This is a genomic window from Pseudochelatococcus sp. (assembly GCF_050946405.1).
Lineage (GTDB): Bacteria > Pseudomonadota > Alphaproteobacteria > Rhizobiales > Beijerinckiaceae > Pseudochelatococcus.
The window spans coordinates 761608-776330 of sequence record NZ_JBMNUS010000001.1 but is presented as its reverse complement, the minus strand read 5'-3'; the positions used below and the strand labels follow the sequence as shown (position 1 = coordinate 776330).

Below are 14723 nucleotides of genomic sequence, written 5' to 3'. Positions count from 1 at the left end.
CCGGCTTCCGACGCCGATCAACAGCAGAGCCGATCCCGGTTGCGTGGCAAGACATCCACGCGGCGTCGATCGGGACGATACGAGGATCACATGGCCAATACCGCGTCCGCAAAGAAGGCGGTGCGTAAAATCGCTCTAAGGACCGCCGTCAACAAGTCTCGCAAGAGCCGCATGCGGACGTTCGTGCGCAAGGTGGAAGACGCCATCAAGACCGGCGATCATGCATCGGCGCTCGCCGCATTGCGCCTGGCGGAGCCGGAGATCGTCCGCGCCGCCCAGAAGGGCGTGCTGCACCGCAACACCGCCTCGCGCAAGGTCTCGCGCCTCACGAGCCGCGTCAAGACATTGCAGGCGTGATCGCACGCCCGCGCGAGCGATGACGGCATACAGGCCCGGCCAAGCGCCGGGCTTTTTCATTGCTTCGCGGCTTTTTTCATTGCTTTGCAAGGGGTGCACGGACACGCCGGAACGGGACGGCCCGCAACCGGCTGTGCGCAAGCCGCGCAAGACGCCGAAACCGACTTGACGCCGGCCGATCCGGCCCGGAACGGGCAGTTGCACGAGGCATGCGCGGAACGCCATGATACCGCGCAATTTCGGCGATCGATGTGGCGAGAAACACCTTGACAAGCCTCCGCCTGCCCCGCGCCGGGCGATCGGAACCGACCCTGCCGACCGCGCAAATAATCCATCGGCAAAACAAACTGTTAGGGGGCAAAGGTCTCAAGCGCCCGCGAATCTGTCCCCAAACCGTGAGCGGACGGGGCGTCACGGGAAGGTAAAATGGAGCCGATTGTCTATGCCGGCAAAAAACATCCAAAGAAAAATCCGGCCGCTCGGACAAAGCGTTGCAAGCCCGGATCGGCACCCGCCACCGGCGGCGAATCGCGATCGAGCCCGCCCGGAGGGAGCGTTGGGCTTTTGAGCAGTTGCGCGATGCGGGCCGGATGAAGTAAGGTCTAACTGCCTTCGGGACATCTTATGCCCATTCCAGACTGAAGGGCAGCCGTGACAAAGTTCCTCCGCTTCGGAGGAGGTTTCGGCAAGGATGCGCCCGCTCAAATGCGCCGGATATACTGTTATTCGGGAACCTTCGAGCGGCGCCTGGTATGCGGAGTGTGCGTATTTTATGTTTATGGGGTAGTTATATAGTTTGCAGGGATATATCTATACTTGCACATACTTTTATCAGATACGCCACCGGTTCTGCATTTCATTTGATCTCACCAAGGGTTGCAGGTCATCGACAGAAGGTTCTAGCGAACCCGCTGGTGGAATGTATTTTCCAGACGGCTCCCGTCTGGATGTAAGATTATAGACAGCCAGCGTTGCCGGACGTGCGATCGCCCGGGAGCGAGCGGTTTTGACAAGAAGCGCCTCCCGAGGCGGGACGGGCGCGCGAGGAAGCGCATCGGTGTCGCGCCGGCATGGCCGGGCTGCGGCGCTATTTCGAATTGCGGCTCCGCCCGGAACGCGCCGTACGACGGCAGCGGATCGGCGAAGCCGTGCAGTGAGCGGGCAATCGGAGCGCGGCGCGACAAACGCCGGGCTCCCGTGTCAAGGCGGAGCGGCCAGACGATGTACAAGACAGATGACAATGCGAAATACGCCCGTGGCATTCAGGACGGCGCCACGCCGCCTTTCCACGCCGCGGATGCATTGTCATGTCCTGACGAGGACGGGCAGGTGGAAGAGGAAACAACTGCCGAGGCGGCCTGGCCGCGCGTCAAGCGCCGCCTGCGCGTCGAGCTGGGCGAGGATGTGTTCGCAAGCTGGTTCGGGCGGCTGGAGCTGGAATCCGTCAGCCGGCAGACCGCGCACATGACCGTGCCGACGCGCTTTCTCAAGAGCTGGATCGAATCGCATTATGCCGATCGCGTGCTGACGCTTTACCGGGCGGAATATCCCAAGCTCGCGCGGGTTTCCTTCAGCGTGCGCGATTCCGCCGGCAATGTCGCGGCGGCGCAGCCGCGCAGCGCGGAGACGCCGCGCCCGGCCGCGATCGTTCCCGCCGCCGGGCAGGAAGCCGTCGCGCGGCAGGAAGCCGCGCGGCCGACGCGCGCAGCTGCGCCCGCGGCGACGTTCGTGCCGCAGGAAGAGGCGGCGGACGGCGATCTCGGCGGCAACCCGCTCGACAACCGTCTTACTTTCGCGAGCTTCATCATCGGCAATTCCAACGCGCTCGCCCATGCGGCGGCGGAGCGCGTCGCCCGCCACGCGAACGGACCGGCGCTCTATAACCCGCTCTATCTTCACGCGGGGGTGGGCCTCGGCAAGACGCATCTGTTGCAGGCCGTGGCCCATGAGGCGCGCATCCAGGGCAAGCGAATCATCTATCTGACGGCCGACCGCTTCATGTACGGCTTCGTCGCCGCGCTGAAGGCGCAGACGGCGTTGGCCTTCAAGGAGAAGCTGCGCGCCATCGACCTGCTCATCATCGACGACGTGCAATTCCTGCAAGGCAAGTCGATCCAGCAGGAATTCGGCCATACCATCAATTCGCTGATCGACGCCGGGCGTCAGATCGTCGTGGCGGCGGACCGCACCCCTTCCGATCTCGATGCGCTCGATGAACGGGTGTGTTCGCGGCTGGCCGGCGGTCTCGTCGTGGAGATCAACGCGCTCGACGAGGACCTGCGCGCGCGCATCCTCGCCGCGCGGATCGAGGCGGTGCGCGCCGTCAACCCGACCTTTCAGGTCCCCGATGCGGTTGTCGCCTATGTGGCGCGGGTCATCGCCACCAACGGGCGGGATCTCGACGGCGCCGTCAACCGCCTGCTCGCCCACACCACGCTGACCGGCACGCCGCTGACGATGGAGACGGCGGAGGCCGCCATCCGCGATCTCATCCGCACGCGCGAGCCGCGCCGCGTCAAGATCGAGGATATTCAGAAACTGGTGGCCAGCCGCTACAACGTGTCGCGCGCCGATATCCTGTCGGAGCGGCGCACGGCGGCGGTGGTGAAACCGCGCCAGATCGCCATGTATCTGTCGAAGATCCTCACCCTGCGCTCGTTGCCGGAGATCGGCCGGCGCTTCGGCGGGCGCGATCACACCACCGTGCTGCATGCGGTGCGCAAGATCGAGAAGCTCGTCGCGGACGATGCCGTGCTGCGCGAGGAAATCGAATTGCTCAAGCGCATGTTGCAGGAATGATGTCGGTCACGGGCGCGGGTGGCGCGCCCTGACGCCGCATCGGCGGACGTGAGCCTGCTTCGGCAAAACTTCATCTGAAAACAGGCTGTTAACGCAAAATTCCGCATTATGCCGAAAGCATTTCGCTCTCTCCCCTTGCACTTCGACGCGCAAGACGCCATTGTGCCGTCCCCGCTTGCCGGTTTTGCAGGCGCGGAAAGTGCTGGCCTTACCGCCATCCGGCGTTTCAGTTGAATGGAAGTATCGATGAAGGTTACAGTCGAGCGGGCTGCGCTCCTCAAATCGCTCGGCCATGTCCATCGCGTGGTGGAACGGCGTAATACGATCCCGATCCTGTCCAACGTGCTCCTGCGGGCGGAAGGCGGGACGCTGCGACTGCGCGCCACCGACCTCGACCTGGAGGTGACGGAGACGCTTGCCGCCGATGTGGCGCTGGAAGGCGCGACGACCGTTCCCGCCTATGTCATCTACGACATCATCCGCAAACTGCCGGACGGCGCGCAGATCGCGCTCGAATCGGCGCAGGACGGCACGCAGGTCGTCATCCGCGCCGGCCGCTCGCGCTTCACCTTGCAGGCGCTGCCCGAAAGCGACTTCCCGGACCTTGCCGCGGGCGAGTTGCCGCATACGTTCTCCGTGCAGGCGGACGCGTTCAAGCGGCTGATCGACAAGACGCAGTTCGCGATCTCCACCGAGGAGACGCGCTACTATCTCAACGGCATCTACTTCCATGCGCTCGACGGCGACGGCGCGGCGCGGCTGCGCGCGGTGGCCACCGATGGCCATCGCCTCGCCCGCGTCGAGATCGACGCGCCCGCCGGCGCGCGCGACATCCCCGGCGTCATCGTGCCGCGCAAGGCGGTGACGGAGATCCACAAGCTGCTCGACGGCATCGACGCCGAGGTGCAGGTGGAGCTGTCGGCCAGCAAGATCCGCCTCACCGCCGGCACCGTGGTGCTGACGTCGAAACTGATCGACGGCACCTTCCCGGATTATCAGCGCGTCATCCCGCAGGGCAACGACAAGCGCCTCGTGGTCGACCGGGCCGAGTTCGCCACCGCCGTCGACCGCGTGTCGACCATCTCGTCGGAGCGCGGGCGCGCGGTCAAGCTGTCGCTGACCGAGGGCCGGATGACGCTTTCCGTCACCAATCCCGATTCGGGCAGCGCGACGGAAGAGCTGGAAGTCGAATACGGATCGGCGCCGCTCGACATCGGCTTCAACGCCCGCTACCTGCTCGACATCGCCGCCCAGCTCGACGGCGACACCGCGCTGCTGCTGCTGGCCGATCCGGGCTCCCCCACCGTCATTCAGGACCGTGAGGACGCGCCCGCCCTCTATGTCCTGATGCCGATGCGGGTTTGACGATGTGTCTGACACGCCGCCCGCGCAGCGCCGGGTGACGCGGCTGGCGCTGGTTGATTTTCGCAGCTACGCGGCGCTCGATCTCGATACCGACGCCCCCATCGTCGCGCTGGCGGGCGAAAACGGCGCGGGCAAGACCAACCTGCTCGAAGCGCTGTCGCTGTTCACGCCGGGGCGCGGATTGCGGCGCGCGGCCTTCACCGACATGGCGCGCCAGGGAGGCGGCGGCGGTTTCGCCGTTTCCGCGACGCTTGATGCGGCTACCGGCGGCGCGCGGCTCGGCACCGGGCTGGAGCCGCCGGCGTCGAGCCGCAAATGCCGCATCGACGGCGCGCCCGCCGCATCGCCCGCCGCCTTCGCAGAATATCTGCGCATCGTCTGGCTGACGCCGGCCTTCGACGGGCTGTTCCTCGGCCCGGCCGGGGACAGGCGGCGTTTTCTGGACCGGCTGGTGCTCGCCATCGACGCCGCCCACGGCCGGCGTACCGGCGCCTACGAGCGGGCGCTGTCCTCGCGCAACAGGATCTTGACCGAAACACCCGCCGATGTCCGCTGGCTCGATTCCGTGGAGCACGAGGCGGCGGAGCTTGGCGTCGCCGTCGCCGCCGCGCGGCTCGAAACGACGGCGCGTCTCGCGGCGCTGATCGCGACGGGCCATGACGCGGCCTCGCCCTTTCCCGCCGCCGGGATCGCCCTCACCGGCACACTGGAGGAGGAGCTTGCCCGCCTCCCCGCCGTGGAGGTGGAAGACCGCTTCCGCCGCGCGCTGCGGGAAGGACGGGCGCGCGACCGCGCCGCCGGGCGCGCGCTCGCCGGCCCGCAGACGAGCGACCTCGCCGTGCGCCATGCGGAAAAGGACGTTCCCGCCGCCCGATGCTCCACCGGCGAGCAGAAGGCGCTGCTGATCGGCCTTGTGCTCGCGCACGCGCGCCTCGTCGCCGACATGAGCGGCATCGCGCCGCTCGTGCTGCTCGACGAAATCGCGGCCCATCTCGACCCCCGCCGGCGCGCGGCACTGTTTGCCGCGCTTGCGGGGCTCGGCGGGCAGATCTTCATGACCGGCGCCGACCCTGCGCTGTTCGCGGACCTGCCGGCCTCCGCCGTCACTTGCCTCGTCACGCCCGGACACGCTATCCATGACGTCGCATGATTTGCGCGGCAGGCGGATTCGCCCCGCGCCCGTTTTTCAGGAGCCGCCATGCCCGGCGTCAACATATCCGGCGTCAACATCCCCGGCATCGATATCCCCGCGCTGATGATCTTCGCCGGCGCTCTCGCCATCGCCGCCGCCGTGCCCGGCCCCGCGGTCGCGGCCATCGTGGCGCGCGTGCTCGCGCGGGGCACGCGGGGGCTCGCGCCGTTCCTGCTCGGCATCATCCTGAGCGACGTGATCTGGCTCACGCTCGCGGTCACGGGCCTCGCCATGCTCGCGCAGACGTTCCACGGCGTGTTCGTCGCCATCAAATATGTCGGCGTGGCCTATCTGCTCTGGCTGGCGTGGCGCTTCTGGACCACGCCCGCGGCGTCGATCGCCGCCGCCCCGATTGAGGTCGGCGAAGGCGGCCTGACCGCCTTTCTCGGCGGGTTGATGGTCGGCCTGTCCAATCCGAAGGCGATGATGTTCTATCTGGCGCTGCTGCCGGGCTTCATCCCGCTCGCCGACGTCACACCGCTCGCCTTCGCCGAACTCGCGGCGATGACGTTCGCCGTGCTCGCGGTGATCTTCTCCGCCTATGTCTTCGCCGCCGCCCGCGCGCGGCGCCTGTTCGCGAGCCCCCGCGCGCTCACGCTGGTCAATCGCGCGACGGGCGCCGTGATGGTCGGCACGGCGGTGGCGGTTGCGACGCGCTCATGAACACGGCGCAGGCGCCCGTTCGTCCGGTGAGCCCGGCGTTGGCGCAGCGCGCGCGGGCGGTGCTCAAGTCCGTCTTCGGCTATGACGATTTCCGCCCCGGCCAGGATGAGGTGATCGCCGCCGTTCTCAACGGCGAGGACGTGTTCGCGGTGATGCCGACGGGCAGCGGCAAGTCGATGTGCTACCAGTTGCCCGCCATGGTGGATGACGGCGGCCTGACGCTGGTGATTTCACCGCTCGTCGCGCTGATGCGCGATCAGGTGGGGCAGTTGACGGCGCTCGGCGTGCCGGCCGCCACCATCAATTCCGCCAACGGCGACGAGGAAAACCGCGAAGCTTGGCGGGCGATGCGCCGGGGAACGCTCAAGCTGCTGTTCGTCTCGCCCGAAAAGCTCGCCGGCGACAACATGCTCGCGGCGCTGCGCGACACCGGCATCCGCCGCCTCGCCATCGACGAGGCGCATTGCGTCTCGCAATGGGGGCACGACTTCCGGCCCGATTACCGCAATCTGCGGCAGGTGCGCGGCGAACTCGGCTCGCCGCAGACCATCGCGCTCACCGCCACCGCCGACCGCGCCACCCGCGACGATATCGTCCAGCAGCTTTTTCCGCAGCCGCCGCGCACGGTGGTGCACAGTTTCGACCGGCCCAACCTCGACCTGCGCTTCGCGGCGAAGGACCGGCCGGCGAGCCAGTTGGCCGATTTCGTGCTGTCGCACAAGGGATCGAGCGGCATCATCTACACCTCCGCCCGCAAGCGCACGGAAGAGATCGCGGACAGCCTGTCGCAGAAGGGCGTGCGCGCCCTCGCCTACCATGCCGGGCTCGATCAGGCGCTGCGCGGGCGGCGGCAGGACGAGTTCCTGCAAGAGAACGACATCGTGATGGTGGCGACGGTGGCCTTCGGCATGGGCATCAACAAGCCGGACGTGCGCTTCGTCGCCCATGCCGACATGCCCGGCAGCATCGAGGGCTATTATCAGGAGATCGGCCGCGCCGGGCGCGACGGCCTGCCGGCGTGGACGCTCACCCTCTACGGCGCTTCCGACATGGCGCTGCGCCGGCGCCAGATCGACGAGAAGGACATCGACGACGAGCGCCGCCGCATCGAGCACAGGCGTCTCGGCGCCATGATCGAGCTGTGCGAGACGGCGACCTGCCGCCGGCAGGCGCTGCTCGCCTATTTCGGCGAAACGAGCGAGCCGTGCGGCGGCTGCGATCTCTGCCGGGGCGGCGTCACCCTCTACGACGCCACCATCGACGCGCAGAAGGTGTTGTCGGCCGTCGCGCGCACCGGCCAGCGCTTCGGCGCGGCGCATATCGCGGATATCCTCACCGGCACCGAGAACGATACGGTGTCGCGCCTCGGTCACGACAAGCTGAAGACCTTCGGCGTCGGCAAGGACAAGAGCAAGCGCGGCTGGCTCACCGTCATCCGGCAATTGTTCGCCACCGGCGCGGTCAGCGAGACGGGCGACACCTACAGCGGCTATCGCCTGACGAAGAAGGGCGAGGCCATCCTGTTCGGCCGCGAGAAACTGACGTTGCGCGCCGTCGCCGAAGAGCCGAAGCGCAAGCGCGAGAGCCTGCGCGCGGCGGATGCCGCCTCCGACCTTTCGGAGGCGGAAAACGCGCTCTTTCAGCATCTGCGCGGCGTGCGGCTCGAACTGGCGAAGGCCGAGAATGTCGCCGCCTACATGGTTTTTCCCGACCGCACGCTGATCGACATGGCCCGCCTCAAGCCCGTCGACCTCTATGCCATGCGCATGGTGCAGGGCGTCGGCGAGCACAAGCTGGCGCGTTACGGCCAGACATTCGCGGACGCCGTGGCCGCGTTCCTGCGGGGAGCGGAAACAGGCGGGGCCTGAACATCGAGCGGTTCGCGTTCAAAGCGGCGGCGGGATTCCGCCGCTTTATCGATGTCAATCCAGCAGCGCCTGCTTCAGCAGCGCGAACGCCTGCGCCCGATGTGACAGGCTGTGCTTTTCCGCCGACGTCATTTCGCCGAAAGTCGCCGCGTGACCATCGGGGCGGAAGATCGGGTCGTAGCCGAAGCCCCGGTCGCCGCGCGCCGGAAAAACGAGTGTGCCGAACACGCGGCCCTCGAACAGTTCCTCATGGCCATCGGGCCACGCCACCACGAGCGCCGAGACGAAATGCGCCCGCCGTTGCGCGTCATCGAGCGCGCCGCGCAGGGCGAGTTCCCGCTCGATACGGCCGATGGCGGCGGCAAAATCCTTGGCCGGTCCGGCCCAGCGGGCCGAAAAGATGCCCGGCGCGCCGTCCAGCGCCGCCACGCACAGGCCCGAATCGTCGGCGAAGGCCGGCAGGCCCGTGGCCACGGCCGCCGCCCGGGCCTTCAGCGCCGCGTTCTCGGCAAATGTCGTGCCGATCTCGTCCGGCTCCGGCAGGTTCAGTTCGCCCGCCGATACCGCCTCGACGCTGAACGGCGCGAGCAATTCGCGCATCTCGCGCAGCTTGCCGGGGTTGTGCGAGGCGACGACGAGCCGCCCCTCGAGCCTGCGCGCCATCACGCCACCGCCTGTTTCTGCAAGGCGACGAGATGCGTCGTGCCCGCCTTGGCGAGCGCCAGCAGCCTCAGCAACTCCTCCTCGCTGAACGGCGCGCCCTCCGCCGTGCCCTGCACCTCGACGATGCCGCCGGCGCCGGTGAGCACGAAATTGGCGTCCGTCTCGGCGCTCGAATCCTCGGCGTAATCGAGATCGAGCACCGGCTGGCCCTTGTAGATGCCGCAGGAGACGGCCGCGACGTGATCCTTCAGCGCCTTGGCGGAAAGCATGGAGCGCGCCTGCATCCAGGCGAGGCAATCGTGCAGCGCCACCCATGCGCCGGTGATGGCCGCCGTGCGCGTGCCGCCGTCCGCCTGCAACACGTCGCAATCGACGACGATCTGCCGCTCGCCGATGGCGGCGAGGTTGACCACCGCGCGCAGGCTGCGCCCGACGAGACGCTGGATTTCCTGCGTGCGGCCCGATGGCTTGCCGGATGTCACCTCGCGGCGGGTACGCTCCAGCGTGGCGCGCGGCAGCATGGCGTATTCCGCCGTGACCCACCCGCGCCCCTGCCCGCGCAGCCACGGCGGCGCCCGGTCCTCCAGCGAGGCCGTGCACAGCACATGCGTATCGCCGAACCTCACAAGGCACGAGCCTTCGGCATAGCGCGCCACGGCGCGTTCGAGCGTGACCTTGCGCAACTCGTCGGGAGCGCGCCCGGAGGGGCGGATGGAGGTGCTCAACTCATTTTCCCCGATAATGATACCGATGATCCAGAGCGGCTTGTAACATCTTGCGCGCCGCCGGCAACCCGATTCGATCCGCTTGCCGACGCCCCTCGCCGATGCCTCTCGCCGGCTCCCCCTTGCACACACCCCGCCGCTGGCGATAATCAGGTGCAGCAGGGCAGGACCAGACGGACTCGATTTCCTCCGATGAATTCCTTTCTCTCCGTCCCGACCACGGACAGCGCGCGCCTCTTCGCGGACCTCGACGAGCGGTCGCGCGAGATTTTTCGCCGCGTGGTCGAAGGCTATCTGGCCACCGGCGAACCCGTGGGATCGCGCAATCTCGCGCGCATGCTGCAAGTGTCGCTGTCGCCGGCCTCGGTGCGCAACGTGATGGCGGACCTCGAACAGGCCGGCCTGCTCTACGCGCCCCACGTCAGCGCCGGGCGCATGCCGACCGAGCGGGGATTGCGCTTCTTCGTCGACGCCATGCTGGAAATCGGCGATCTCGACGCGGAGGAAAGCGGCCGCATCGAGGCGCAGGTTGCGGCCGCGGCCACCGGCGCCTCGCTCGACAGCCTGCTGTCGGAAGCCACGATGATGCTCTCCGGCCTGACGCGCGGCGCCGGGGTCGTCGTCGCGGGCAAGCAGAATCCGCCGCTGAAACACATCGAGTTCGTGCGCCTCGACGCCGCGCGCGCGCTCGTCGTGCTGGTGGGCGAGGACGGCACGGTGGAAAACCGCCTGCTCGACCTGCCGCCCGGCCTGCCGTCCAGCGCGCTCGTCGAGGCCGGCAACTTCCTCAACGCGCAACTGCTCGGCCTCACGCTCGGCGAACTGCGCGCGCAGGTGGAGCAACGCCGCACCATCATGGAGCGGGAACTCGACGTACTCGTCACCGGCCTGATCGACGCCGGGCTCGCCGTGAGCGTCGGCCCGTCGGACGGTCGCCAGCTCATCGTGCGCGGGCAGGCCAACCTGCTCGACGACCTCAAGGCCGCCGAGGATATCGAACGCATCCGCCTGCTGTTCACCGATCTGGAAACGCAGAAGGACGTCATCGACCTGCTGTCGCGGGCGGAAGACGGCGAGGGCGTGCGCATCTTCATCGGCTCGGAGAACAAGCTGTTCTCGCTCTCCGGCTCCTCGATGATCGCCGCGCCCTTCCACGATTCGAGCCAGACGATTCTCGGCGTCGTCGGCGTCATCGGACCGACGCGGCTTAACTATTCCCGCATCGTGCCGATGGTGGACTACACCGCCCGCGTCGTGTCGCGCATTCTGGAGCGCAAGCGGTAGGCCGTCCGACTTTGAGCGCATTCGGAAAGCGCTCCGGGACGCTTCGAGCCGAAAAGCGGGTACACTTTCCGGCTCAGGGCCTTATGCCGCGTGGCGGCCGGCGTCCGCGCCGAAATGGCCGATGTAACGCGGATTGATGGCCTTCACCGGCAGCATCACCAGCACGTCGGTGGTGCCGAACTGCCGGTCGATCACCGCGCCCTCGCCCACGGTGCCGCCGAGGCGCAGATAGCCCTTGATGAGCGGCGGCAGGCTGTGCAGGGCGGCGCGCGCGTCGATGCCTTCCTTGTTCAGAAGGTCCATGCTGACGAAGCGCTCCGGCAGGGCCTTGACGTTCCATTCTTCCGGCGCGCGGGCGAAATGGTGCAGGAAGCTCAGCGGCAGCGCCATCTTGGCCGGGTCCGTGCCCTCAAGGCTGGCGCAGCCGAACATCACGTCGATGCGGTGGTGCAGCACATAGGTCCAGATGCCATGCCACAGAAGCTCGACGGTGCGCTTGTTGCGATAGGGCTTCAGCACGCAGGAGCGGCCGAGTTCCAGAAAGCGCAATTGCGGGTTGGCGTCGATCACCGGCTGCACGTCGAACTCGCTCGCCGTGTAGAAGCCGAAGAAGCGATCCGCCACCTCCTGCCGCAGCAGCCGGTAGGTGCCGACCACCTTCGGCTTGTTGGGCCGGAAGGGCTTGCGCGGCGCATCGTGATCGAGCACCAGCAAATGGTCGCAAATGGCGTCGTACTCGTCCATGTCGCGCTGCGCCAGCATGCAGGCCGCATTGGGCACCGCCGACATCTCGTTGTAGAACACGCGGTAGCGCAGGCGCTGCGCCCGGCGCACCTCGCGCTTCGTGGTCGCGAGCCGCACTTCCAGCGAACCGATGCGGCCGAGCACGGGATCAAGCCCGCCGGTATCGAGCGGCAGACCGAATTTCAGACCGCCGCCGAGACGGCCGTTCTGCATCCACTGCCAGGATTTCGGATTTCCCCATACCTTCGGTTGCAGAAAAACGGGAACCCGCCCGCCTCGCGCCGCTGCGATCGCGGCATCCCCCCCGAACAACCTGGCGCCCGCCGAACTTTTGGCACCTGCCGGATTTCTGGCACCCATCTATGTCCTCACCCCGCCCCTCACGACGGATCACGGCACCTCGCGAACCCGCTCCCCGCCGGGTACCCGGATTCGAGACGCCTGATCATCCCCCGAAAAGAGCATAGGCGTTCGACAATTCGATGACAATGGTGAGTTGTCCGCGACAGGCAGGTGACGGGCGCCCGGCAGACACGCAAGATGCCGTCATGACGAATCATTCGGGATTTTCATGACCGAAGCATCTCCCCGGCTACCCATCGACGAGGTGCTGGCGCCCCTGCGCGCGGCGCTGGCGCGGGGACGCAACGCCGTGCTGGTCGCACCGCCCGGCGCGGGCAAGACGACGCGCGTGCCGCTCGCGCTTCTGAGCGAGCCGTGGGTGGGCGACGGCCGGATCGTGATGCTGGAGCCGCGCCGGCTCGCCGCGCAGGGCGCGGCCGCGCGCATGGCGGAAACGCTGTCGCAACCGGTGGGCGAGCGCGTCGGCATCCGCGTGCGGCTGGGGTCGAAGATTTCCGCGCGCACGCGCATCGAGGTCGTCACGGAGGGCGTTTTCGCCCGCATGATCCTTGACGATCCCGAGCTTTCCGGCATCGCGGCCGTCATCTTCGACGAGTTTCACGAGCGCTCGCTCGACGCCGATTTCGGCCTTGCCCTCGCACTCGACGCGCAGGCCGGCCTGCGCCCGGATCTGCGCCTGCTCGTCATGTCGGCGACGCTCGACGGCGCGCGGGTCGCCGGGCTTCTCGGCGGGGAAACGCCCGCGCCGGTCATCGAATCCGCCGGCCGCGCATTCCCGGTGGAGACGCGCTACCGGGGCCGCAATCCCTCCCGCCGGCTGGAAGAGGATGTGGCCGAGGCCGTGCGCGCCGCGCTGGCGGCGGAAACCGGCTCCATCCTTGTCTTCCTGCCCGGACAGGGCGAGATCCGCCGCGTGCAGGCGCTGCTGCAAGAGCGGCTCGCGGGCGCAAGCGGCGTGGACATCGCGCCCCTCTACGGCCAGCTCGACCGCGCGGCGCAGAGCCTCGCCATCCGCCCGAGCCCGCCGGGGCGGCGCAAGGTGGTGCTCGCCACCTCCATCGCCGAAACCTCGCTCACCATCGACGGCGTGCGCGTCGTCATCGATTCGGGCCTCGCCCGCGTGCCGCGTTACGAGCCCGATATCGGCATCACCCGCCTTGAGACGGTACGCGCCTCGCGCGCCGCCGCCGATCAGCGCCGGGGCCGCGCCGGCCGCACGGAGCCCGGCGTGTGCATCCGCCTGTGGGAGGAGGCGGCGACCGGCGCGCTCGCCCCTTTCTCCACGCCGGAAATCCTGTCCGCCGATCTCGCGCCGCTGCTGCTCGACTGCGCCGCCTGGGGCGTCGACGATCCCGCGCGCCTGCCCTTCCTCGATCCGCCGCCGGCCGCGGCCGTGACGGAAGCGCGCAAGCTGCTGCAAGGCATCGGCGCGCTCGATGTCGATGGCAGGCTCACGGACACCGGGCGGGCGTTGCAGGCGCTGCCGCTGCCGCCGCGCCTCGCCCGCATGGTGGTGGAGGCGCGGCGCATGAAGGAAAGCGGTCTGGCCGCGCATATCGCGGCCGTCCTCGTGGAGCGGGGGCTCGGCGGCAATGCCGTCGACCTCGCCGAGCGGGTGCGCCTGTTCGGCCGCGACCGCTCGCCGCGCGCCGACGACATGCGCCATCTCGCGCGCCAATGGGGCGGCGCGGCGGCCGGCGACGCGCCGGTGGGGCCGCTGCTGGCGCTGGCCTTTCCCGATCGCATCGCCAGGGCGCGGGGGCGCGACGGCGCCTATCTGCTCGCCAACGGACGCGGGGCCGCGCTCGATCCGGCCGAACCGCTGGCGCGCGAGGAATTTCTGGCTGTCGCGGAAATCGTCGGCTCGGCCGCTTCCGCGCGCATCGTTTCCGCCGCCGCGCTGACGCGCGAGGATGTCGAGCGGCTCGCCGGAGAGCGCATCACCGAGGCGACCGAAGTCACCTTCGACGCGCAGGCGCGCGCGCTGCGCGCCCGACGCACGCGCCGGCTCGATGCCGTCGTGCTCGACCGGAAGCCGCTGCCCGTGCCCGCCGACGACACCGCGGCCGCCGTGCTGGCGCGCGGCATCGCCTCCATCGGCATCGCCGCGCTGCCGTGGACGAAGCAGCTCGCGCAATGGCGCACCCGCATCGCCTTCCTGCGCGCGGCCGAAGGCGCGGACATCTGGCCCGACCTTTCGGACGAAGCCCTCGCCGCAACTGTCGAAGCGTGGCTCGCGCCGCATCTGGCGGGCGTGACGGGGCTCGCCCAGATCGACGCCGGCCTGTTGGACGCGGCGCTGAAGTCCCTGCTGCCGTGGGATCTGCAACAGCGGCTGGAGCGCGAGGCGCCGACGCATTTCACCGCGCCGACAGGCTCGCGCATCGCCGTCGACTATTCCGGCGAGAGCCCCGTCATCGCCATCCGGGTGCAGGAGCTGTTCGGCCTCGACACCCACCCCGCCATTGCGGGCGGGCGCCTGCCGCTGACACTGGAACTGCTGTCGCCGGCGCATCGTCCCATCCAGATCACCCGCGACCTGCCCGGCTTCTGGCGCGGCTCATGGGCCGCCGTGCGCACCGACATGCGCGGGCGGTATCCCCGACACGTCTGGCCGGAAGACCCGGCCAATACCGCCGCCACGACGCGGGCGAAGCCGCGCGGAACGTGAGGAAATCCCGGCGAAATGAGGCGAAAAGC

11 protein-coding genes are annotated in these 14723 nt (G+C 68.5%); 8 read left to right on the top strand and 3 right to left on the bottom strand.

Annotated elements, in window-relative coordinates; translation table 11 throughout:
* Positions 1-90 precede the first annotated feature (90 nt).
* From rpsT to recQ, 6 genes are all read left to right on the top strand, one after another.
* On the top strand, positions 91-357 hold the full coding sequence (gene rpsT, locus ACOYJQ_RS03385; RefSeq protein WP_433456329.1) for a 30S ribosomal protein S20: 267 nt from the start codon (positions 91-93) through the stop codon (positions 355-357).
* Positions 358-1578: 1221 nt separating this feature from the next.
* Positions 1579-3156 (top strand): chromosomal replication initiator protein DnaA, encoded by a 1578-nt coding sequence (gene dnaA / locus ACOYJQ_RS03380; protein ID WP_433456328.1) that lies wholly within the window; start codon positions 1579-1581, stop codon positions 3154-3156.
* A 246-nt stretch (positions 3157-3402) separates the two neighbouring features.
* Entirely contained in the window at positions 3403-4521 is a 1119-nt protein-coding gene (dnaN, locus tag ACOYJQ_RS03375; protein WP_433456327.1) for a DNA polymerase III subunit beta, read from the top strand.
* Positions 4522-4525: 4 nt separating this feature from the next.
* On the top strand, positions 4526-5671 hold the full coding sequence (gene recF, locus ACOYJQ_RS03370; protein WP_433456326.1) for a DNA replication/repair protein RecF: 1146 nt from the start codon (positions 4526-4528) through the stop codon (positions 5669-5671).
* 48 nt (positions 5672-5719) lie between these two features.
* Complete coding sequence (locus tag ACOYJQ_RS03365; protein WP_433456325.1) at positions 5720-6376, top strand: LysE family translocator; 657 nt, start codon at positions 5720-5722, stop codon at positions 6374-6376.
* Entirely contained in the window at positions 6373-8244 is a 1872-nt protein-coding gene (gene recQ, locus ACOYJQ_RS03360; protein ID WP_433456324.1) for a DNA helicase RecQ, read from the top strand. The genes ACOYJQ_RS03365 and recQ overlap by 4 nt, the downstream gene beginning before the upstream one ends.
* A 54-nt stretch (positions 8245-8298) precedes the next feature.
* Here recQ and rdgB read toward each other — a convergent pair whose 3' ends face one another.
* Together rdgB and rph are read right to left on the bottom strand one after the other, a co-directional pair.
* On the bottom strand, positions 8299-8907 hold the full coding sequence (gene rdgB, locus ACOYJQ_RS03355; RefSeq protein ID WP_433456323.1) for an RdgB/HAM1 family non-canonical purine NTP pyrophosphatase: 609 nt from the start codon (positions 8905-8907) through the stop codon (positions 8299-8301).
* Positions 8907-9620: a ribonuclease PH gene (gene rph / locus ACOYJQ_RS03350; RefSeq protein ID WP_433456433.1), complete on the bottom strand. Its 714-nt coding sequence runs from the start codon at positions 9618-9620 to the stop codon at positions 8907-8909. Before rph ends, rdgB begins: the two co-directional genes overlap by 1 nt.
* A gap of 204 nt (positions 9621-9824) precedes the next feature.
* Between rph and hrcA the strand changes: the two genes are divergently transcribed.
* On the top strand, positions 9825-10916 hold the full coding sequence (hrcA, locus tag ACOYJQ_RS03345) for a heat-inducible transcriptional repressor HrcA (protein ID WP_433456322.1): 1092 nt from the start codon (positions 9825-9827) through the stop codon (positions 10914-10916).
* A gap of 81 nt (positions 10917-10997) precedes the next feature.
* On the opposite strand, the gene ACOYJQ_RS03340 is transcribed toward hrcA, so the two are convergent.
* On the bottom strand, positions 10998-11873 hold the full coding sequence (locus tag ACOYJQ_RS03340) for a GNAT family N-acetyltransferase (RefSeq protein WP_433456321.1): 876 nt from the start codon (positions 11871-11873) through the stop codon (positions 10998-11000).
* A 358-nt stretch (positions 11874-12231) separates the two neighbouring features.
* Here ACOYJQ_RS03340 and hrpB point away from each other — a divergent pair, with 358 nt between their 5' ends.
* On the top strand, positions 12232-14694 hold the full coding sequence (gene hrpB / locus ACOYJQ_RS03335) for an ATP-dependent helicase HrpB (RefSeq protein WP_433456320.1): 2463 nt from the start codon (positions 12232-12234) through the stop codon (positions 14692-14694).
* Positions 14695-14723: the final 29 nt, after the last annotated feature.